This window comes from Parablautia muri (assembly GCF_009917485.1).
Taxonomy (GTDB): domain Bacteria; phylum Bacillota; class Clostridia; order Lachnospirales; family Lachnospiraceae; genus Suilimivivens; species Suilimivivens muri.
This window is the reverse complement of sequence record NZ_QZDT01000017.1, coordinates 34511-54955: the sequence shown is the minus strand read 5'-3', so window position 1 is coordinate 54955 and position 20445 is coordinate 34511. Positions and strand designations below refer to the sequence as shown.

The following is a 20445-nucleotide window of genomic DNA, read 5'->3' as shown; positions in this document are numbered from 1 at the left end:
AGTATTGCTTCCTAATTTGTCAATCGTTTGGATACACAACACCCTTGATGAACCCTTTGGGTTTATGGCTTAAAGTCTCAAACGCTTTCTGTATTTCATCAAGACCAAAAGTATGGGATATGATATCCTCCATGTGATAGGTACCGTTGTTGATTAGCGCCGCGGTGCGTCTGGCGGTGTCAAGGGGCAGCGCGTCCGATACCGGATGGGGGGTAAAAATAGTGGTTCCCTTGTCTAAAAACTTCCTGAAATCAAAGTCTTTCATACCTGCTTCGTAATAACTCATGATACATAAACGGGCAGGGCCGCTCTTGATATAATCTGCGCAGGTTTCCATAAGGGCTGGCAGTCCTGTTCCTTCAATGACAAAATCAGCCATATGTCCGTCCGTAAGCTCTTTGAGCCGTCTGGGGGCATCTTCGCTGCTGCTGTTGATGACGGCGCAGGCGCCCATCTTTTTTGCAAGTGCTAATTTTTCATCATCCACATCTATTGCAATGAGCCCTGCCAGGAGCTGCCCCTTTAAGGCCTGGGTGCACCATAGGCCCATAGGTCCGCATCCCACGATCACCCCGTAATCTCCGGCCGTGGGGTTAGCGCAGTTTAGCACGGTAGTGACACACTTTAGCGGCTCCAAGAAAGCTTTTTTTATATCAATACCATCTTTTAACCGGAAACAATATTCCTCTTTAACGGCAGCATATTGGGAAAAACCTTCCAGACGGTCCGGCAGAACAGTTACCGGGTCGCCAATCTTTAGCCGGCTTACGTTAGAACCGATTTCCACGATTATTCCGGCCCATTCATGCCCCAGCGTCATGGGGAAATTGCCAATCAATCCTTTAAAATGATTCAGTTCCCAGTTACATAGTCCGCACACTTCAACACGGACGAGCACTTCGTCAGGTTTTGGGGAGATATCCCTTTCCTGGATTTCAAATTTCCCTGGCTGTGTCAATACTGTTGTTTTTGTTCTCACCATATGATCCCTCCTATCCTGTTAACGGTTATTGGATAAAACAAACCGAACGTCCTGTTTTCACACAATTTTATAAAAGAGACAGACGTATAGAAAGAACAATAACGGGAATCATATGGACAAAAACGCTTTCCTTTATAACCGTTCCAAAAGGCTATTGTCGTTGGGCGGATAATTTTGCGGGGAAATGCCAGTCTGCCTGCGGAAGAGCCGGGAGAAGTATCCGGCATCATAGTATCCGCACATGCCGCTTACATCGGCGATGGTAAGCTTTAAAACTTTTTTCTGAGAGAGCAATTGTTTGGCATAGTTGATGCGCAGATTGGTCACATATGCATTCGGGGTAACGCCTAATTCCCTGCAAAATTTTCGGCGTATGTAATCTTTCGAATAGCCACTTTCCAATAAAATAGATGTGATATTGATTTCTGGGTCCGTGAAGGCGGAAATAAGTCTGGTCTGAATATATTCAATGACCGGATCCGCCAAATCCCGGGACGCCCATAAGTTTAAAAGCTGCAGAGCGGCATTGTGCAAAGACAATATGACCGCTTCGTGCCCGGGCCTCTGGTAATGAAGCCTTAACATGATGGATAAAAGGGCCTGAAAGCTTTGTTCGGCGTCATCCTGCAAAATAAGAGGAAAAGGTTTGGAATGAGAGGAGGAGATCATGGCAAAAAATATGGTATCTGTGTGAAAGTAAATATCATAGAAACCATGTTCGCTTGTTTTCATATGGGTCAGTCCCGGGGGAATGCACATAATTGTGCCCGGGCAAAAAGCGTAATTTTTTCCGCCAATCAAAGCAGTTCCCGTTCCTTTTACATTTAAAACAATTTCCCATGAATCATGAGAGTGCAGTTCGCAATGTTTCAGCGAAGCGTGAGAAGTTCCAAGGGAGTACAGCGCCATAAGCATTCCTCTTTTCCCGGTAGTGTGCAATAAAGTTTCCTGGAATAATTTGATGATATTATCGTCTTGCAATTCCATTCTATATCATTATTGTGATAATACCATATATAATTCCAAAAAACAAGATAATTAGAATAATTGCTTTGGGAATATTGTAAAAATGTGACAACGTTATCATAGTATAAAACAACGAAAATGTACAAAATAACTAAAAATATATTGCCAACGAGGTTGGCATGTGGTAATGTGTAAGCACAAATAAAGAAGGATTGTTGAATAATTCTGAAAATAATTGGATACAACTGGTAATATGTCAGAAAAAAATATGAAAAAAGTTGCAGGAGAAATATGAAAAAAGTCACACTAAAAATGATTGCAGAAGAAGCCGGCGTTTCAGTTTCCTGCGTGACACGGTATGTGAATAAGAGCGGTTACGTATCGGCGGAAAAGAAGAAAAGACTTGATGCGGTATTGGAGAGAATGGATTATATTCCCAACCAGCAGGCAAGATTTTTGCGAGGAGGACGGTCAAATCTGATTGGACATATACACCAGGACTCAGATGAAAATATATTTTTTACAAAAATGGCAGTAAGTATTGAGAAGAAAAGTTTTGAGAAAGGATATCGGACCATTTCTTATGTCCAGGAGGCTGGAAATGTACAGGCGCTGAAAGATATCATTTCGGACGTATGTCTTTATGGGGTGGACGGAATCATCATTAATTCGGGGGATTGTAAAGAAATGATAAATGACATTGAACGAATCTTGATGGGAGTATCCATACCCGTTGTAATGATTGAGAGGCCGGCGGACGTATACGGAATAGAGAAGATTTTGATAGACAATGAGGAAGGCAGCTACATTGCCACAAAAAAACTATATAACGCCGGACATAAGCAGATTGCCTTTTTGGGAGTGAAACAAAATTCCGCGGTGGAAAATGAGAGGTACTATGGGTATCAGCAGGCGATGAAAGGAATCAATCATGACTATGCCAAAGAACATTCTTATTTTGTAGACGAATATTCGGTGGAAGACGGATATCGGGAAACCAAAAGGATATTGGAAAGCTGCGGGGAAAGTCAGCGTCCTACGGCAATTTTGGTAGCATCCGACATATTGGCAGCCGGTGTATACCGGGCCCTTATGGAATTAAGTATAAACATACCGGAGGATATTTCCATTGTGGGCTATGATGATACAATTGCACAGTTTTTATCACCGCCCCTATCCACTTTGCAGCTGCCGGTGGAGGAAATCGGAGAAGCGGCAGTGGAGACATTGATCAGTAAAATAAACAATCCGGCGCAATTTGTTAAGACAATAAAAATCAGTCCTGTTTTTGTGGAACGCAATTCGATTAAAAGAATTTGCCCATGAAAAAGAGTGATACACGATGATATAAGAATGATGAAAAGGAGGTAACAACTTATGGAAAGAAGCGGGAAAGGGAAGGATGTGGGCAGAGAAGGCGGATTTTGGGACAGGCATACGCCCTTTATCATGCTGCTCCCGGCGGTTTTAGCAGTCATGATCGTGTCCGTATATCCTACCCTTAGAACGGTGGGAATGTCTTTTTTTGATAAATCCTTGTTAAGCAGGAAAGAACCCTTTATAGGATTGGCAAATTATGCGGAGGCGTTTGGGAAAACTGAGCTGTGGCTTTACATATGCAACACCCTGTTCTTTGCAATTGTGTCCTTGATACTTGGCGTAGCTCTGGCAATGTATGTGGCGGTCAAGCTGATTAAACCTTTGCCTGGAAAAGGATTTTTCCGGGCAATGTTCTTAACGCCCTGGGTGACACCTCCGCTGGTTGCTTCTTTTACCTGGAGAATTTTGTTCAGTGAAAATTTCAGTCCGATTAATTCCATATTATTGAGGCTGGGATGGATTAAGACACCCATTAGTTTCTTGAACAGTACCGATGTGTTTTTAGGATTTTTATCAGTACCATTACTTATGTTGGTCATCATTAATGTGTGGTCTATCTTTCCTTTTTTAATGGTGATGTTTATTGCGGGATTACAGACAGTTCCTGCCGAACTGTACGAGGCGGCGACAATGGACGGAGCCGGAAAGATAAAACAATTTTGGAAAATAACGGTGCCATGCATACGCCCGGTCATTGCAGTGTCTATTCTGCTTGAGCTGATCTGGCAGTTTAATAATTTTAATATCAGCTATATGGTGACAAGCGGCGGACCTCTTGGCAGAACGAAATTGCTGGCAGTGGAGGTATATCAGCAGGCCTTCACGAATTTCAGATACGGTTATGCCTCGGCAGTCAGTGTGATTATGATGCTGGTGGCTGCAATTCCGGCAGTGCTTTATGTGAGGTCTTCCGTAAAAGAACTCCAGTAGCAACATGAAGGTTAGTGTGAGAAGGATATCTGGCTGCTCGCAGCAGAGGCCGTTTCGCAGAGTAGAATCATGGGGGTTAGGATGAAAAAAACAAAAAAGATAAAAAAAGTGATTGAAATTGTAAAACATTATTTGGGGCTGCTGGTGGTGAGTATTTTTGTATTACTGCCGTATTATTGGATGATTGTTACGGCAGTAAAGCCTACGGAGGAAGTTATGATATCTCCTGCAACGTTACTGCCGTCCCGGATAGATTTATCAAATTTTGGGAAGGTATGGAACTTTCTTCCGCTTGGAACCTATATGAAAAATTCCCTGATTGTGTCAGCGGTGGTTACCATTGTGAGCGTAGTATTTGCAACCCTATGCGGATACAGTATCAGCCGTTTTATCCGGCGCAGAGCCCAAAAGGGGGCCCTTATCCTGATGCTTTGTACCCAGCTGATACCGGGAATTGTGACAATGATCAGTCTTTACTTTATTATGTTTAACCTGAAAATGAACAATACCTATCAGGGACTTATTATCGCATATGTGGTGTGGGCAGTGCCTTTTTGTACGCTGATGATTAAAGGATATTTTGATGCGGCCATACCAAAGGAAATTGAGGAAAGTGCAAGAGTGGACGGATGCTCCCAGTTTAGAACATTTTTTGATATCTGTCTTCCCATTTCCATTCCAGGTATTATTTCCACAGCAATTTTTGCCTTTATTCTGGCATGGAATGAATACATGTGGGCAAGTATTCTGCTAAGCGGTGACAAGCTAAAACCGGTCTCCGTGGGAATTTATGATTTCATTGGACAATATGGGGCGAATACGAAGATGGCACTTACGATGACTGCGGGAATCTTCATTACCTTGCCGGCAATGATTATTTTTGGCTTTTTACAGAAGTACTTAATCAGCGGCCTGGCAGCAGGCGCTGTGAAAGGATAAGTGTTATGTCAACAATGGACAGTACGCTCTGCAAACTGTCCTTATGTTAAAAAAAGAATCTCAAAAAGGAGGAGGAAAAAGGATGAAACACAAGAAATTAGTAGCATGGGGTATGGCAGTGGCGCTTGCGGCAAGTTTATTGTCAGGCTGTGGTAAATCAGATGGTTCGGGTTCTGCGGCAAATACGAATGCGGGGCAAAGCGCGGATGCCGATACCGGTTCACAGGACTCTACAGGAACTGAAGCGGATGCAGGAACAAATAGTGCGGAGGATACCGCAGGAGAAGGCGAGAAACCTTATGATGGCGTGGAATTGACATTCTGGATGCAGTCCTATGGATCTGACCCATCCATTCAAAGAGCGGCTTTAGATAAGGTTACCGCAGATTTCAAGGAAAAAACAGGTATCACCGTAAACTATGCAATCAATGACTGGAGCAGTGCCAATCAGAAGCTGACACTGGCATGCACCGGCGGTGAGGCGCCGGATGTGGGAGATATTTTCTTTACGAAATCTTTTGCGCTGATGAGCTCGGAAGATGCAGGTCTTATGGTAATCAATGATGTAATAGAAGATATGGGCGGAGAAAGCACATGGCTGGCAGCAGGAAAAGATGAAGCATGCGTAGATGGAGACTGGTATGGGGTTCCATGGCGTTTTGATACCCGTGTACTGCTCTACAACACAGAAGATTTTGAAAACGCGGGTATTACAAAAGCACCTGAAACATGGGATGAGTTGATTGAAGTTGCGCAGAAACTGACCGAGACAGATGCAAATGGAAATATTACGCACGCAGGATTAGCCTGGAATTCTGATATGGGACGTTATGATCAGGCATGGTTTTCTATGCTGGCACAGTGCGGCGGCACAATGATGAATGAAGATTTTACGGAATTTACTTTTAACAGTGAAGCAGGAAAAAAATCATTGCAATTTTTAACAGACTGTATCAATAAGTACAATATCTGTAACAACAGTCTGGATGCTTCTTACAGTGCGTTAACTGAGTTTATGGGCGGAAACGTATCTATGATTTTTGGAGCAACAGGAGAAAACAAAAATGATGTCATAAACGCAGCGCCTCAGATGGATGGAAAGGTAGCATCTGCGCCACTGCCTACGGCAACGGGAACGGAAAAAAATGCTATCGCCTTCTCAGCGCCGATTGGTATATTCAAAACAACACAAAATCCGGAAGCTGCAAAGGAATGGGTGAAGTATTTCTGCAGCGAAGAAGTACAGCTGTATATGAGCCAGCAGCTTAATATTCTGAATTCCAATGTAAAGGTAATGCAGGATTCCTATTTTACAGAGGATGAATGGTTAAAAGCATTTTCAGAGACTGCTATGAACTCACAGTCAGGGGATATGCCTCTTACCACATGGAGTCAGTTAGACGCATGGCCGGACGGACCAATCCCCAACATGTGTGCTAAGGTAGTAGACGGTCAGGATATAGACACGGCAATCGCCGAATGCCTGGAAAAAATGGAAGCAATTGGTTACTAAATAGTATGAAATTAAGCCGGGCAATTGCGAAAAGAATATACGGTTGGGCTACGGGTTTCGCAATTGCCTGGGAGATGAGAAATTTGGAAGTAAACTTTCAAAATCTTTATTGGCAGCAGTATCGCAAGTAAAGCTTGCAATACATGACAATAGGCTTTGCCTGTTGTATACAGGGGCATAAGGGTATAAAAAATGAAAGGAAGGCAGGTACTATTAAATGAAAGCGATTATGTATGAGGGGCCGAGAGCATTAAAGGTAATTGAGGTGCCGCAGCTCTCTATGAATGAGGAACAGATTCGTTTAAAATCTATTTATTCAGGTGTAAGTCATGGCACGGAGATGAATGTATACAGAGGGCTTGCACCGTTTTTCAGAAAAAAGCAGGATCCGGTTACCAGACTGTTTGTTCCCGCTGCGGAAAATGAGGTGTGGGAATATCCGGTAAAAAGCTGCGATGCGGGCGTATGGTATATGGGATATGCGTCCGTAGGAGAAGTGGTTGAAGCAGGCAGTCAGGTGGAAGGCGTAAAGGTGGGAGATATTGTTGTCTGCAGCGCGCCCCATCAGGAAGAAAATGTGATTGCCGCCAAAGACGCGGTGGTACTTCCTAAAAGTATCCCGGCTAAGAAAGGCGTGCTGTTTACCAATTTGATTACCGCATATAACGGCATCATGGACATGCATATCAACTTGGGAGATACGGTGGTAGTCAGCGGCCTTGGAGTGCTTGGACAGCTCCTTGTGCAAATGGCAAAGATGAGCGGAGCCCATAAGGTTTACGGCATTGACGTGTTAGAAAAAAGAAGAAACGCGGCTTTGGAAAACGGCTGCGATGAGGTCTTTGACCCTTCCGCATGCGATGTGGCTATGGAAGTTCGGAAAAGAACCCATAACAGGGGAGCGGATAAGGTGATTGAAGCTTCGGGAAATGGAAGGGCGTTAAACGAGGCAATCAGAATCGCAGCGCCTGAAACCACCATTACCGCGCTTGCATGGTATCAGGGCGCCCTTTCCAATGTGGATTTGTCAGAGGAATTTCATCATAACAGAATCGGCATAAAGCAGTCACAGACAGGGGCAATGGATCCGGTGTTCTCCAATCTTTGGGATTATCCAAGAAGGGTGGAGACGTGCTTAAATCTTTTGGAAAAGCTTAAGACAGACAATCTGTTTACGGAATTTAGATATGATGATATCCCCAGGGCTTATTACACCATTGACAAAGAGCCTGAAAAGATTATCCAGGCAGTCATTACTTATTAGAACAAACAAAAGCGGTATTAAGGATATTACATTGGTAACAGTAAAGCACTTGACCGGAACAAAGAAGAAAGTGCAAAGGGAATAGAAAAAAGAAATAGAGTATCGATCATAGTATGGAGGTGACAGGATGAAATTGTCAGTTTGCATTGATGCCGTTTATATGGGAAAGCCCATAGAGGAGGCAGTGCAAAAAGTAAAAGAGGCAGGACTTGATACCATAGAATTTTGGACCTGGGAAGACAAAGATATAGAACGATTGGAAAAGCTTCATAAAGAAGGGATGAAGATTGCCGCTTTCTGCACAGGATTTATCAGCTTGGTGGATAAAGAAGAAAGAGATAAGTACATAGAATCCTTAAAGAAAACCATTGCCGTGGCAAAGCGCTTAGGCTGCAGGGTTTTGATTTCCCAGACCGGACAGGAGATGCCCATTGACAGAAAAGAACAGCATAAGAGCATGGTGGAGGGATTGAAGGCCTGTGCACCTTATCTGGAAGAAAGCGATATTACGCTGGTGGTGGAACCGCTGAATACCAGAGTAGACCATGGGGGCTATTATTTGTACAGCTCGGACGAGGGGGCAAAGATTATGAAGGAGGTGGGCAGCCCATATGTGAAGATGCTGTATGATATCTACCATCAACAGATCATGGAGGGAGATTTGATTCGCAGAATCAAAGAATATATTCCCTATATCGGACATTTTCATGCTGCGGGAAATCCTGGCAGACATGAGCTTTACCAATCGGAAATTGATTACGAGAAAGTATTTGCAGCTATCAAGGAGACAGGGTATGAGGGATGTATCGGACTTGAATATTTCCCTGAGGATGATCCGGCAAAGGGATTGGCATATGCAAAGAAGATAACATGCTGAAAAGCAGAGATTTTGCAACCGACAATTGTCAGGACGAAAGAGGCTGCGAAGCACTGGCAGGGCATTTTTCATACTGATTTGAGATTTTGCAAAGCGGAATCATGGAGGTCAGCTTGAAAAATCGGAGATTCTTCAAGCAGTAAATTTGTGCTTGCGTCCAAGTTTGCGGGTTGCTGGTAAGAATGGAGGATTAGTGTGAGGAGAATAAAGACAGCAATAGTAGGGTGCGGTGTCATCAGTGATGTATATATGCAGTCATTTAGAGAAAATTTTTCTGTTATAGAACTGACGGCCTGTGCAGATTTGGACGAGGGCAGGATGAACGAGATGGCGCAGCGCTATCACATAAAAGCGATGGATTATGAGGATATCTTAAAAGATGACAGTATAGAACTGATTATCAATCTCACAAGCCCAAAAGCACATTACGCTCTTTCCAAACAGGCAATTTTAAAGGGAAAACATGTTTACTCGGAAAAAATGATGGCAGTTACCTACGAGGAAGGCAAAGACCTTTGCGTTCTGGCTACAGAGCATCAGGTCCGTTTCGGAGCCGCACCGGACACCTTTTTGGGAGGCGGTATTCAGACAGCAAGATATGCCGTTGCGCACGGACTTATGGGGAATGTTTTAAGCGGCCTTTTATCGCTTACCAGAGATTATGGTGTGTTTGGGGAAAACCTTCCCCATTTATTCCAAAATGGCGGTTCCGTTTTGTATGACATGGGCGGGTATTATCTGACTGCAGTGTGCAGCATCTTAGGCAGCGTAAAGCGGGTATCCGCATTTGGGGCACGGACGGAGACATCGCACAAGGTAACAAGAGTGGGGAGTCCCTTTTTTGGAAAAGAAATCCCTTTAGAGGAAGATAACATTGTGACCGCCATTTTGGAATTTGAAAATAAAGCGTTAGTCACGTTGCATCTAAATTCGGGAACGATTATCAACGAAAATTATCATCTGGAATTGTATGGGGACAAAGGGATTTTGCGCATGGGGGATCCAAACACTTTCTGTGGGGAAGTGGTACTTGAAAAGGCCCAAAACCAACCGGTGATATTGCCTTTTACCCATGGTTTCCAAAAGCAGTCCAGAGGACTTGGGGCAGCGGAGATGGCATGGTCCATATTAGACGGCCGCCCGCACAGGGCGTCTATGGAGATGGCACTGCATGTTTTGGAAATCATACACGGGATTTTTACCAGTGCGGATTCAGAGAAAATATATGTGATGGAAACAAAATTTGAGCTGCCGAAGCCTTTGCCGGAGGGATTTATCGGAGAAGGATTTTGGGCGGCGAAAGAAGAAAGCGCATTGTTATAACTTTAAAAGCATGATAAGTTGGGCCCGGGATTTTGCAGTAAATGCAAAGTCCCGGGCTGATTTATTATGGGAAGTTTCACAATAAATTAATAAATAGAAAAGAAAAAAAGTGTGACATATGGTTGTTGTAAAATTCAAAACATGGTAAATTAAGCATAGAGGCATAACAAGTAAAATGCATAGTGATTTAGATAAAAATAAATTTTTACAATCAGGAGGAAACATGAGAAACAGAAGAAAAAAAGTTATGACAATAATCGCGGCGGCCCTTGCAATGGTGCTGGCCCTTGGCAGCGGCCCTGTTGCGGGAGAAAATCCCCGGTATGTCAAGGCGGCAGGCAGGCCTGTTGCAATTGACAGCTGCCTTATTTCAGGGACAGATGTGGAATGCCAAATTAGCGCATCCTCCGTTCCATCCAGTGATGACGGAAAATTCTACATTTATGCGGATGAGGTTTATTTAGATGGGATAGCAGGAGATGTGGTTGCATCAGTGAAAGCGGGAACCTCCGTTTCCGTCAGTTTCCCATTGGAGTACAATACGGAGAAATCAAATTTAAGCCGTAAATTTTTAGTTGCCGTAAAAAAGAACGGACAGATGCAGCAGGTAAGCGATGAGCACTATATTACCAACCCGGAAGCCCTTGCGGCCTACAGCAGCGCGCGCATGGATAAAGGAATCAAGGGAATTTTGCCGGATATCACGAAAGTCAGTGCAGGCCAGCTTCAGGACCTGGGCATCCAGCAGGTAGTTTACAACATGGATATCAATGAAATCTGTTCGAGTGCATCGGCGCCCGGCGCAATTGCATATGACTATAATGGTCAAACCTATTATTTTGACGGCGACCTGATTGGCAGATATGATTCTACGCTCTTAGGATTCAACCGTAACGGGATTCAGGTTACCCTGGTTCTTTTAAATGGCGGTATGGGCCTTTATGGGCAGGATTTGATTCATCCTTTAGCCCAGGATGGTTTTTCTTGTCCCAGCTATGCTCTGAATGTGGCTGATGAGGCGGGCTGCAATCATATAAAAGCAATCGGTGCATTCCTGGGCCAGCGCTATTCCGGCCAGTTTGGCTTCGGGCAGGTGGATAACTGGATTGTGGGCAATGAAGTAAACGCCAGAACTTCATGGTGGTATACCAGCTCCACTTCCCTTGATCTGAATGTGAATATTTATGTGAAGGCCTTCCGCATTCTTTACAATGAGATAAAGAGCATGAATGCCAATGTGCGGATTTATAATTCCATCGATCAGGAATGGAACCGCAAGTCAAACCCTGGCAGTTTTCTTGCAAAGGAATACCTGGACCAGTTTAATTATTATATGAACCGGGAGGGAAATATAGACTGGAATTTATCTTACCATCCGTATAATTCCCCGCTGTACGATCCATATGCATGGAACGGGCCGGCCGTTTGGGTGAAGGATAATCTTTCAACACCATATATTACTATGCAGAATATAGATATTTTAATTGATTATATGCACCAGAATAAGTTTCTAAGCCCTGGCGGAGAGGTGAGAAGCATTTCTATTGCCGAAATCGGCTATACCTCCAGCTTCGGGGATGAGAATCAGGAGGCTTCTATTGCTTACGGCTATCTGAAGGCAGCGTCACTGCCTGATGTGGACGCATTTATGCTGTTCCGGCAGACAGATGAGGCGGAGGAAATGGAAAGCCATCTTGCCCTTGGACTGTATGACTTAAACGGAAACAAAAAGCCGTCCTACGAGATTTATAAAAATTTAGGTACAGCCAACGAGGCAGCGGCAAAGGCAAGAGCTTCTGAAATTATTGGAATGGACATAGACGAAATGATTAGCCGGAATATTGTGTGGACAAGAAGCGGTAACGGTGTGGTGCAATAACAGTGATACGGCACAAAGGCAGCTGGCAAGTGGGAAATGGTAAAAGTGGAGCCGCTCATAGTAACATTCGGGGTGATATTCTCCCCTCTCACACCAAAATCTGTTCTTATGGAATGCGCAGTAAATGCGCATTCCTGACCCATGAAAAGTAACAACTGTTACAAGTTAGCTGGAATAAATTGTATCATATCTTGAATCCTGTATGTTTTCGTAGTATCATATTATCGATGTATATCGAAAATGAAGGAGGATACAAATGATTGGGTATAAATTTACTAAAAATCTGGAAACAGGAAATGCAATGATAGACAAAGAGCATCAAGAGTTGATTCAGGCGGTAAATAAATTGCTGGAAGCCTGCAGTGAGGGGAAAGGGCGGGCTTCTATGGACGAAACCATCAATTTTTTAAATAGCTATGTGAACCAGCATTTCTCACATGAAGAACAACTCCAGGTACGGTGCAGCTATCCCGGGCTTACGGCGCACAGAGCCTTCCATGAAAAATATAAGCAGACACTGAAGGAGATTACATCCCGTATATCGGCATCCGGTCCAACCATTGCTGAATTGGGAAAATTGAACAAACATATCAGTCTCCTGATATCACATATCAGCACAGAAGATAAGAAACTGGGTACATTTTTAAATCAGTCATAAGATGGATGTATAATAAACAATCAAATATGCTAACTTTAAAATCCAGTATTATAATTTGTGACTCCGGTGGAACATTGAATTTACCGGAGTCATTTTTTACCACTTTTTTATCTGCTTTACCTGTTTTATTCGTTCAGCTTTAATATAACCATCTTCCAACAGCGAATAGAAACTTGCAAAAATTAATTTATCTCAATTAAATTGTTTAATTGCTCTTTTAATGTAGGGAAATCAATATGCACCGTATAATAAACATCTTCCATTCGCAAAGTTTGGTATTTATGTGCCGCAATATCACGCATTCCGGCTATCGCTCTCCAAGGTATTTGAGGGTATTCTTTTCTGGTATCCTCTGTGACATTTTTATGAATTCTCCAATATTGATAACCGTCATACAAACTGCTCGTTTCAGTTTTTCGTCACTTACAAATTCTTCCAGAGTAAATGTACTTAATATTTCACATCCAATAATTATTTCCGAAATTACTTTATTAATAACTATTTTGTCTCTATGCAGCATACAATTCCACTACCTTTCCAATCTCAATCAAATCCGTTTCCATAATTGGGCCATGAATAATATCCACTTCCAGATTTAAGATTTCTTCAAGCCGTAATCTTATCATTGACAACGTAAGCAAAGAAATCGGCATCAAAAACTCTATCATTAAGTCCACATCACTATCCTCATGATTTGTACCATTTGCTCTGGAACCAAAAAGAATGATTTTTTTATCGGAAATTCATTTACAATAGTCAATATTTTATTTCTCAATATTTCTATTGTCATAAAATGCTACCTCTAAATTATAATATCGCTATAATATGATTATAAAGTTCCCTCAGTCATCATCCCCAATAGAGTCTTATCTCCCACAAAGTGTGACGCACATCCCTGGGAAAGTAGTTTTCAAATACGCTTTAGCTGCAAGAGTGTGTCATAATACTTTTCAAAAAACATTTTATAACTTTCACAAAAATAATTTTTATAAAGTCCGGTAGCGGCGTCAAAGTCGCGGTTTCTCTGGCATCCGCCCCTGCAAAGCCTGTAATAGCCGCAGGATTTGCAGGCTTCATCAAGCTTGTGGGAGCGCTCAATAAAACCGATTTCTTTTCTCCTGTTATCAATGGCGTCTAATTGGTCTTCGTTAAAATTCCCAAGCCGGTATGCATCCAGCATATAAAAATCGCAAGGGTATACGCTGCCGTCAGCCTCTACCACGTTCTGGATACCGCAGGTTCCGCGCTGGTCGCAGGCCTCCGCGCCATACCCGGCGGATAAGCCGACCCAGTTTTCAAACTGTCGGATGTAAGGCTGCTTTCCCTTTTTCAAATCCTGCAGCCAAAGATAAAATAAATCAATAAGAAACTGTCCGTAAAGCTCCGGCGTCAGGCCGTGGGAGGTTTTTGCATGTTCTTCCTCTAAAGGGTCGAGACAGGCAATATATTGTTGATAATGCCATCCCATTTCTCTGTAGTAAGAATAAACATCCGCAACGTTTTCGGCAATCTCCGAGGTTACTACGGTCAGTATATTATAATCCACTCCATAATCATCCATTAACCTGGCGGCCTTTAAGACTCTTTTGGAGGTTGCGCCGCCTGTTTTTCGGTCATGCCGCAGGGAATCGTGGATTTGGGGCGTCCCATCTAAAGAAAGCCCCACCAAAAACTGATTTTCCTTTAAAAATTCACACCATGTATCGTCAAGCAAATATCCGTTTGTCTGGAGCGCGTTATGCACTGCAATGTGATGTTTATTATACTGCTTCTGAAAAGCAACAGCCTGCTTAAAAAAATCCAGTCCCCGCAAAGTAGGTTCTCCGCCCTGGTAAGCATAACTAATCATTCCTTCGGCCCGGAGCATTGTTTTGCGGATTACATTTTTTAAAGTCTGCTGGGACATAAAACCGAAAGATTTTTGTGTTCTTTTTTCCGCTTCGTCACAATAAAAGCAATAGTCGCAGGACATATTGCACAGACTGGACGCAGGTTTTATCAGTACGCTGATTGCAGGCATGGCCAGGGCTCCTTTCTGATAATAAATGGGGAATTTTTAATCAAATACCGTCATATCTTGCAGATGCTCCGCAATTGTCACCCAAGGTAAATAAAAATATTGTAAATGTTGATAAAAATAATCACAACCATCAGACCGATAAAAAGCTTGTCCACGGTTTTATCGGAAATCTTTTTGTTTAACGCCCTTCCAGTAATTCCTCCTGTTATTCCGCCTATCACCATCAGCACGAGCATGGTGATATCAAAGGCAGGAACACTCTTTGTGACAATGGAAGATAAAAGGCTGGCAATCTGAGAAAAGAAAATAATGTACAGGGAATTTTCAGCGGCAACCTTGGTGGTCATGGAGAAAAAGAAAAACAGGACGACCAGATTAATGGGACCGCCGCCGATTCCCAAAAAGGAGGATAAAATACCCAGGAAAAGACCGATAAATATACAGACAACCGGGCTTTTAATATTCTTTGTGGTTATTTTTTCCTTGTAAATCGTGTATATCAAAGTTCCCAGGGTAACAATGAGCAGACAAAAGGCCTGAACGGCGCCCACCTTATTGCGGTCAGGACTGAGCGCAGAAATATAAGAAAACATCCATTTCCCTGCAAGACCGCCCAAAGCGGCGCCAATGGCAAGGGGGAATCCGGTTTTTTGTTCAATATGGGACTGGCCGCTTATTTTGCTTTTCACAACCGAATAAGTGGTCATGGAAAGAACGGTGCAGCCGGATAAAAAGCTGATTGTGGCAACATCCATCACATGAAAAGCATCCAGTACAGGCTTGATGATGACGCCGCCGCCGATGCCGCAGATAGCTCCAATGATGGAGGCAGAAAAACAGATTACAAAAAAAATAAATAGCAGCATAATTTTTCCTCTTAAGTTGACAGGTTTAAAAGTTTTCAGGATATAAAATACATAACAAAATTATGTTGTAATGTCAAGTGATTGTAAAAGGGCAGCAAGTGCAAAGCTCTGGGATGGTTACGATTCACGGCCTGGGAGCCGCTCATAGTAACATTCGGGGCGATATTCCAAGTTTCGCTTCGCAAAAATCGCCCCTCACACCTGAATCACGTTCTCACGCAGTGCACAGTAAATGCGCATTCCTGTCCCTTAAAAAGTAACCCTGGGACAGTTACACCGCCTGTCCATTGCTTAGAGTAATAGATGGATTTTTGTTAAAAAGTACTAAAAAATAAAGAGTAGAATGTGTACTTTTTACCATTGCATAATTAAAATTTTTTGCGTAATATAAAAGAGGATTTTGAAAACGTTTTCAAAATCAGAAAAATAATCGACATGGGAATGAAAGACAGATGGAAGTTTCAATCAGGGATGTAGCAAGCCGGGCAGGCGTTTCTATTTCTACGGTATCCAGAATCTTAAATAACACGGCAACAGTCAGTGAGAAAAAGATGCTGGCTGTAAAAGAGGCCATGGAATATTATCATTATGAGCCAAACCAGTTTGCAAGAGGATTGAAAAAGCAGACTTCCAACATGATTGGAGTATATTTTCCCAATGGAGCAGATTCAATTTTTGAGGTCAGCTATTATCTGGAACTGCTGAAAGGAATTGAAAAGGTTATGGCTTATCAGAATTACAGTATGGTTCTGATTAGCGAGAGCAAAGAAACCGAGAGCAGAAAAAAGCATACCCCCAAATACCTTGAATATATCAGACAGAAGCGTATAGATGGATTGATTTTAAGCGGGCTGACCAATAAATCCGTTGAGGACAACGCGGATGTGGTCTGGCAGATCATGGAGGAAGGATATCCGGTTGTGTACATTGGAAAAAGGGTTCATAAAGAAGGGCTGAATGTATATGCACAATTTGAACAGTATAATGTGCAGATGATAGAGGTGCTCAGAAACAGCGGCCATAAGAAAGTGCTTTTATTCATGGCCAGGTCGCATAATCACTACGTGAAAGGGGTTATGGACCGGATTCACAGCGAAATACCGGATATGGAAATTTTTCTTCGTGTAACGGATTCACATTTTGAGCCTCGGGACCATGTTCTGCAGGATATAAAAGAATATGTTTTGCGCAGAGGCTGCACGGCGGTATGCGCAAGAGGAATAGAAGATGCACAGATTCTGTTAAGCGTCTGTGCGGAACTGCAGATCAAAGTACCGGAGCAGGTTTCCCTTTTGTCAGTAGAGCACAGGTATGATGCCGGCACACTTTTATACCCACAGGTTTCAAGCTTTTATGTGCCTGCTAAAGATATGGGAGTTGGAGCGGCGGAGCTTTTGATTGATTATATCGAGAACAGAGAAGTAAATGAAACTTCAATTGAATACGAAACAAAATATATTGAAAGAAATTCTATAAGGCGTTTGTAGGCGCCTTATAAACAGCCTGATTTTGAAAACGTTTTCAAAATTTGAAAGTTAACAATGATAAAACAAGCAAATCCACTAAATAACCAATACTATGCTCTGCTTGGCAGCGCATGGTAAGAAAAGCAATCATAAAAAAGAAATTAGATGATTCGTCATTTAATAAAGGGATAATTGGAAAACCAAAGAATGAAAGAATATGGCGTCAATGGATACGGCTGACGGCTGTGCTTGATTTCCGTACCGAACTATGGGTTTTGCAATTACCGGATTTAGTAAAAGGAAAGGAGTAATACGAAAATGAAGGCAATTATGGTAATGTATGATTCCCTGAACCGCCATATGCTGGAAACCTATGGGTGTGACTGGACGATCACACCTAATTTCAGACGGCTTGCAGAGCGCTGTGTACAATTTGAAAATTGTTATGTGGGAAGTATGCCCTGTATGCCGGCAAGAAGGGAATTGCAGACAGGAAGGATCAATTTCTATCACAGAGGCTGGGGGCCTATGGAACCCTTTGACGATTCCATGCCGGAGCTTTTAAAAAAAGCAGGTATTTATACCCATCTAATCAGCGATCACCAGCATTACTGGGAAGATGGGGGATGCACCTATCACAACCGCTATTCCTCCTGGGAAATTTCCAGGGGACAGGAGGGAGATCTCTGGAAGGCGGATTTGGGCTATCGGTATGATAAGAAGACAGTATTTAAAAACAAAGAAGTTATGCTTTCCTATCCGCCGTACACGAAAATGTTGACCCATGATGAAGTAAACCGCCGTGAAATGAATACGGAGGAAAAAACCTCCCAGGCCGTTACTTTTCGATATGGAATGGAATTTATAGAAAAAAACCATCAAGAAGATAACTGGTTTTTGCAGATAGAGACTTTTGACCCTCACGAGCCGTTTTATACCCTTAAGGAGGATAAAGCCTTATATCCCCACACATTTGTAGGAGACAGCGAGGCGGAAGCCGATTGGCCTCCCTATGCGCCGGTGAAAGAAGATGAGAACACAGTAGCACATGTGCGGTATGAGTATGGGGCGCTGCTTAGCAAGTGTGACAGGTATCTGGGCAAAGTCCTTGACCTTATGGATAAGTATAACCTTTGGGAAGACACAATGCTGATTGTAAACACAGACCATGGATTTTTGCTGGGCGAGCATGGCTGGTGGGGAAAAACAACTATGCCCATTTACAACGAAATCGCCCACACGCCCTTATACATTTACGACCCCAGGCGCAAAAACTGCGCGGGCGTAAAGAGAAACGCACTGGTACAGATGATTGATATTGCGCCTACGCTTTTGGAATATTTTGGTGTGGATATTCCAAAGGATATGGAGGGCAGGCCCTTAGGCGGTGTGATGGATGAGGATACACCCATACGGAGATATGCGGTCTTCGGTTATCATGGAAGTCAGGTGAATGTTACGGACGGGAGGTATCTGTATATGCATTCGGCGGCAAACCCCGAGGCCCCGGTTTATGAATACACACTGATGCCAACCCATATGCGCGCCATGTTCAGCCCGCAGGAATTACAGAATATGGAATTGGCAGGCCCTTTCTCCTTCACAAAAGGATGCAGGCTTATGAAGATTGAATCGAAAAACAGGATGGGAGATACCACTGCCTTTGGTTCTATGCTGTTTGATTTGGAGACGGACCCAGGACAGGAGCATCCCATTGAGAATCAGGAAATCAGGCGGCAGATGTGCGGTTATATTCGTGAGAGTATGATGACAAATGACGCCCCGGAGGAATTGTTTGCCAGATTGGGGATTTAAATGCTGCCCCAAGGCGGCTTTTGCGGACAACAGGGCAGGTGAGTGGCAAAACAACGGCTTTTCCGGCTTAAAGGGATTTTTGTCCGTGGCGTATCCACAAACTTTGTTATACACAAAATAAGCGCAAAAAGCAGCGCAGAAATGAGGAAAAATATGAATCAGAAAAGTAAATATGCAAAAGCGAAATTTTCGGATGTATTTAAATATTCTTTTGGCGGATTAGGGTCGAATCTTGCCTTTATTTTAGTAATGTCTTACCTGACATTCTTTTACACGGATATATTTGGTATTGATACCATGGTGGTATCAGGGCTGATGCTGGTATCCAGATTTATTGATGCCTTTACGGATCCCCTTATGGGAATGATGGGGGACCACACGCGCAGCAAATTTGGGCGGTTCAGGCCATGGATCATATTCGGAGCGCCGGTTTTAGGATTCTTGATTTTCTTGCTGTTTACAGCCCCCGACTTATCGCCCAATATGAAAATTGTATATGTATATGTGGTATATATTGCATATTCTCTTGCCTCCACAGTGGTAAATATCCCCTATCATTCTTTGACGCCGGTGTTGTCCCAGGACCCGGACCAAAGGACTGTTATTGTATCCTGGAAACAGGGAATGGGAACCGTATCCCAGTTTATCATTACAATTATGGCTCTGCCCCTGGTGGAAGCCTTTGGAGGAGGAAAACAGGGATGGGCAATGTATGGGGCTCTTGTTGGCATTCTTACGACAATTTCTTTCTGGATTTGTGCATGGGGCGGAAAGCCATATGACAAATGTGTGGAAACAAAACAGGGCGGGAAACAGTCCTTTAACATGCTCAAAGATTTGCAGCTGCTAATCAAAAATAAACCTATGCTGATGTTGATGATTGCCTTTGGTACGGATGTATTGGCAAATGCTACATATAGTGCGGTCAATATGTATTATTTTAAATATGTACTCAAGCGTGAAGATTTGGTGCCGGTAGCAGCTTCGGCCATTCTGTTTGCAGGTATCGTGTCCATACCGCTGCTGCCGCTTTTGACCAAATGGCTGGGAAAGAAAAAGTTGTATTGGATAGGGAGCTGCTTGTCCATTATTCCTCTGGCAGTTACGCTTTTTATCAGAGAACCTTCCGTTATGATTTTGATGACGGCAATGGCGGCTTTTGGATTTATTTCAAAAATTCCCTCCAACCTTGGCTGGGCAATGCTGCCGGAATGCTCGGACTATGCCGAGTGGAAATTCGGACAGCGGGCGGACGGGCTGATGTCTTCTTCTTTGACATTTATCAATAAGTTTGGCATGGCCATCGGCGGATTTATTGCAAGCTTTTTCCTTGGGCTTGTTGGATTCGTGGCCAATCAGGAGCAGCCGGAGGCGGTGCTTAACATGATAGTGTTTCTGCGGTTCGGCATGCCGATTTTAGGATACATTGCATCCCTGATTTCCATGGCATTTTATGAAATTACAAATGAAAAATATGTTGAGATCCGCAAAGACCTGGACGAAAGAGCAGCCAGGCAGACAAAATAACCTGCCGGCCAATCCGTAAAGGATTTGTTTCTTCCGTACC

The 20445-nt window shown here is 43.2% G+C and carries 18 protein-coding genes; 12 read left to right on the top strand and 6 right to left on the bottom strand.

All coding sequences use genetic code 11. The features are described from left to right. Window positions 1-19 precede the first annotated feature (19 nt). Both D5281_RS11690 and D5281_RS11685 read right to left on the bottom strand, forming a co-directional pair. Window positions 20-982: a zinc-dependent alcohol dehydrogenase gene (locus tag D5281_RS11690; protein WP_160560381.1), complete on the bottom strand. Its 963-nt coding sequence runs from the start codon at window positions 980-982 to the stop codon at window positions 20-22. A gap of 132 nt (window positions 983-1114) precedes the next feature. After that, complete coding sequence (locus tag D5281_RS11685; protein WP_160560380.1) at window positions 1115-1891, bottom strand: AraC family transcriptional regulator; 777 nt, start codon at window positions 1889-1891, stop codon at window positions 1115-1117. A 348-nt stretch (window positions 1892-2239) separates the two neighbouring features. Between D5281_RS11685 and D5281_RS11680 the strand changes: the two genes are divergently transcribed. From D5281_RS11680 to D5281_RS11640, 9 genes are all read left to right on the top strand, one after another. After that, entirely contained in the window at window positions 2240-3274 is a 1035-nt protein-coding gene (locus tag D5281_RS11680; protein WP_160560379.1) for a LacI family DNA-binding transcriptional regulator, read from the top strand. A gap of 51 nt (window positions 3275-3325) precedes the next feature. Then, window positions 3326-4258: a carbohydrate ABC transporter permease gene (locus D5281_RS11675; RefSeq protein WP_160560378.1), complete on the top strand. Its 933-nt coding sequence runs from the start codon at window positions 3326-3328 to the stop codon at window positions 4256-4258. A gap of 81 nt (window positions 4259-4339) precedes the next feature. Beyond that, complete coding sequence (locus tag D5281_RS11670; RefSeq protein ID WP_160560377.1) at window positions 4340-5197, top strand: carbohydrate ABC transporter permease; 858 nt, start codon at window positions 4340-4342, stop codon at window positions 5195-5197. A gap of 82 nt (window positions 5198-5279) precedes the next feature. After that, window positions 5280-6710 (top strand): extracellular solute-binding protein, encoded by a 1431-nt coding sequence (locus D5281_RS11665; protein WP_160560376.1) that lies wholly within the window; start codon window positions 5280-5282, stop codon window positions 6708-6710. A gap of 217 nt (window positions 6711-6927) precedes the next feature. Next, complete coding sequence (locus tag D5281_RS11660) at window positions 6928-7974, top strand: zinc-dependent alcohol dehydrogenase (protein ID WP_277935320.1); 1047 nt, start codon at window positions 6928-6930, stop codon at window positions 7972-7974. Window positions 7975-8101: 127 nt separating this feature from the next. After that, window positions 8102-8851 (top strand): hydroxypyruvate isomerase family protein, encoded by a 750-nt coding sequence (locus D5281_RS11655; RefSeq protein WP_160560375.1) that lies wholly within the window; start codon window positions 8102-8104, stop codon window positions 8849-8851. A gap of 195 nt (window positions 8852-9046) precedes the next feature. Further along, entirely contained in the window at window positions 9047-10174 is a 1128-nt protein-coding gene (locus D5281_RS26565) for a Gfo/Idh/MocA family protein (protein ID WP_330584976.1), read from the top strand. 223 nt (window positions 10175-10397) lie between these two features. Next, window positions 10398-12053: a DUF5722 domain-containing protein gene (locus tag D5281_RS11645; RefSeq protein WP_160560374.1), complete on the top strand. Its 1656-nt coding sequence runs from the start codon at window positions 10398-10400 to the stop codon at window positions 12051-12053. Between the two features lie 256 nt (window positions 12054-12309). Continuing rightward, the gene (locus D5281_RS11640) at window positions 12310-12711 is read left to right on the top strand and encodes a bacteriohemerythrin (protein WP_160560373.1); all 402 of its coding nucleotides are present in this window, start codon (window positions 12310-12312) and stop codon (window positions 12709-12711) included. A gap of 182 nt (window positions 12712-12893) precedes the next feature. Here D5281_RS11640 and D5281_RS27185 read toward each other — a convergent pair whose 3' ends face one another. From D5281_RS27185 to D5281_RS11620, 4 genes are all read right to left on the bottom strand, one after another. Then, window positions 12894-13109 carry a HepT-like ribonuclease domain-containing protein gene (locus tag D5281_RS27185; RefSeq protein WP_277935319.1) on the bottom strand — a complete coding sequence of 72 codons (216 nt, stop codon included), beginning with the start codon at window positions 13107-13109 and terminating at the stop codon, window positions 12894-12896. A 111-nt stretch (window positions 13110-13220) separates the two neighbouring features. Continuing rightward, the gene (locus tag D5281_RS25655) at window positions 13221-13436 is read right to left on the bottom strand and encodes a nucleotidyltransferase family protein (RefSeq protein WP_330584986.1); all 216 of its coding nucleotides are present in this window, start codon (window positions 13434-13436) and stop codon (window positions 13221-13223) included. A 185-nt stretch (window positions 13437-13621) separates the two neighbouring features. Then, complete coding sequence (locus D5281_RS11625; RefSeq protein WP_160560372.1) at window positions 13622-14731, bottom strand: anaerobic sulfatase maturase; 1110 nt, start codon at window positions 14729-14731, stop codon at window positions 13622-13624. Window positions 14732-14808: 77 nt separating this feature from the next. Further along, a complete protein-coding gene (locus D5281_RS11620) occupies window positions 14809-15597 on the bottom strand; it encodes a sulfite exporter TauE/SafE family protein (RefSeq protein WP_160560371.1) in 789 nt (262 codons plus the stop codon). Between the two features lie 452 nt (window positions 15598-16049). Between D5281_RS11620 and D5281_RS11615 the strand changes: the two genes are divergently transcribed. From D5281_RS11615 to D5281_RS11605, 3 genes are all read left to right on the top strand, one after another. Further along, window positions 16050-17084, top strand: a complete 1035-nt coding sequence (locus D5281_RS11615; RefSeq protein WP_160560370.1) for a LacI family DNA-binding transcriptional regulator — start codon at window positions 16050-16052, stop codon at window positions 17082-17084. 297 nt (window positions 17085-17381) lie between these two features. Further along, window positions 17382-18878: a sulfatase gene (locus D5281_RS11610; RefSeq protein ID WP_160560369.1), complete on the top strand. Its 1497-nt coding sequence runs from the start codon at window positions 17382-17384 to the stop codon at window positions 18876-18878. A gap of 153 nt (window positions 18879-19031) precedes the next feature. Next, on the top strand, window positions 19032-20405 hold the full coding sequence (locus D5281_RS11605) for an MFS transporter (protein ID WP_160560368.1): 1374 nt from the start codon (window positions 19032-19034) through the stop codon (window positions 20403-20405). The last annotated feature ends 40 nt before the right edge of the window (window positions 20406-20445 follow it).

Bases quoted from the DNA above. Each gene is read 5' to 3' on its own strand.
- D5281_RS11690 (WP_160560381.1), bottom strand. From the start codon at position 982: ATGGTGAGAACAAAAACAACAGTATTGACACAGCCAGGGAAATTTGAA.
- D5281_RS11685 (WP_160560380.1), bottom strand. From the start codon at position 1,891: ATGGCGCTGTACTCCCTTGGAACTTCTCACGCTTCGCTGAAACATTGC.
- D5281_RS11680 (WP_160560379.1), top strand. From the start codon at position 2,240: ATGAAAAAAGTCACACTAAAAATGATTGCAGAAGAAGCCGGCGTTTCA.
- D5281_RS11675 (WP_160560378.1), top strand. From the start codon at position 3,326: ATGGAAAGAAGCGGGAAAGGGAAGGATGTGGGCAGAGAAGGCGGATTT.
- D5281_RS11670 (WP_160560377.1), top strand. From the start codon at position 4,340: ATGAAAAAAACAAAAAAGATAAAAAAAGTGATTGAAATTGTAAAACAT.
- D5281_RS11665 (WP_160560376.1), top strand. From the start codon at position 5,280: ATGAAACACAAGAAATTAGTAGCATGGGGTATGGCAGTGGCGCTTGCG.
- D5281_RS11660 (WP_277935320.1), top strand. From the start codon at position 6,928: ATGAAAGCGATTATGTATGAGGGGCCGAGAGCATTAAAGGTAATTGAG.
- D5281_RS11655 (WP_160560375.1), top strand. From the start codon at position 8,102: ATGAAATTGTCAGTTTGCATTGATGCCGTTTATATGGGAAAGCCCATA.
- D5281_RS11645 (WP_160560374.1), top strand. From the start codon at position 10,398: ATGAGAAACAGAAGAAAAAAAGTTATGACAATAATCGCGGCGGCCCTT.
- D5281_RS11640 (WP_160560373.1), top strand. From the start codon at position 12,310: ATGATTGGGTATAAATTTACTAAAAATCTGGAAACAGGAAATGCAATG.
- D5281_RS11625 (WP_160560372.1), bottom strand. From the start codon at position 14,731: ATGCCTGCAATCAGCGTACTGATAAAACCTGCGTCCAGTCTGTGCAAT.
- D5281_RS11620 (WP_160560371.1), bottom strand. From the start codon at position 15,597: ATGCTGCTATTTATTTTTTTTGTAATCTGTTTTTCTGCCTCCATCATT.
- D5281_RS11615 (WP_160560370.1), top strand. From the start codon at position 16,050: ATGGAAGTTTCAATCAGGGATGTAGCAAGCCGGGCAGGCGTTTCTATT.
- D5281_RS11610 (WP_160560369.1), top strand. From the start codon at position 17,382: ATGAAGGCAATTATGGTAATGTATGATTCCCTGAACCGCCATATGCTG.
- D5281_RS11605 (WP_160560368.1), top strand. From the start codon at position 19,032: ATGAATCAGAAAAGTAAATATGCAAAAGCGAAATTTTCGGATGTATTT.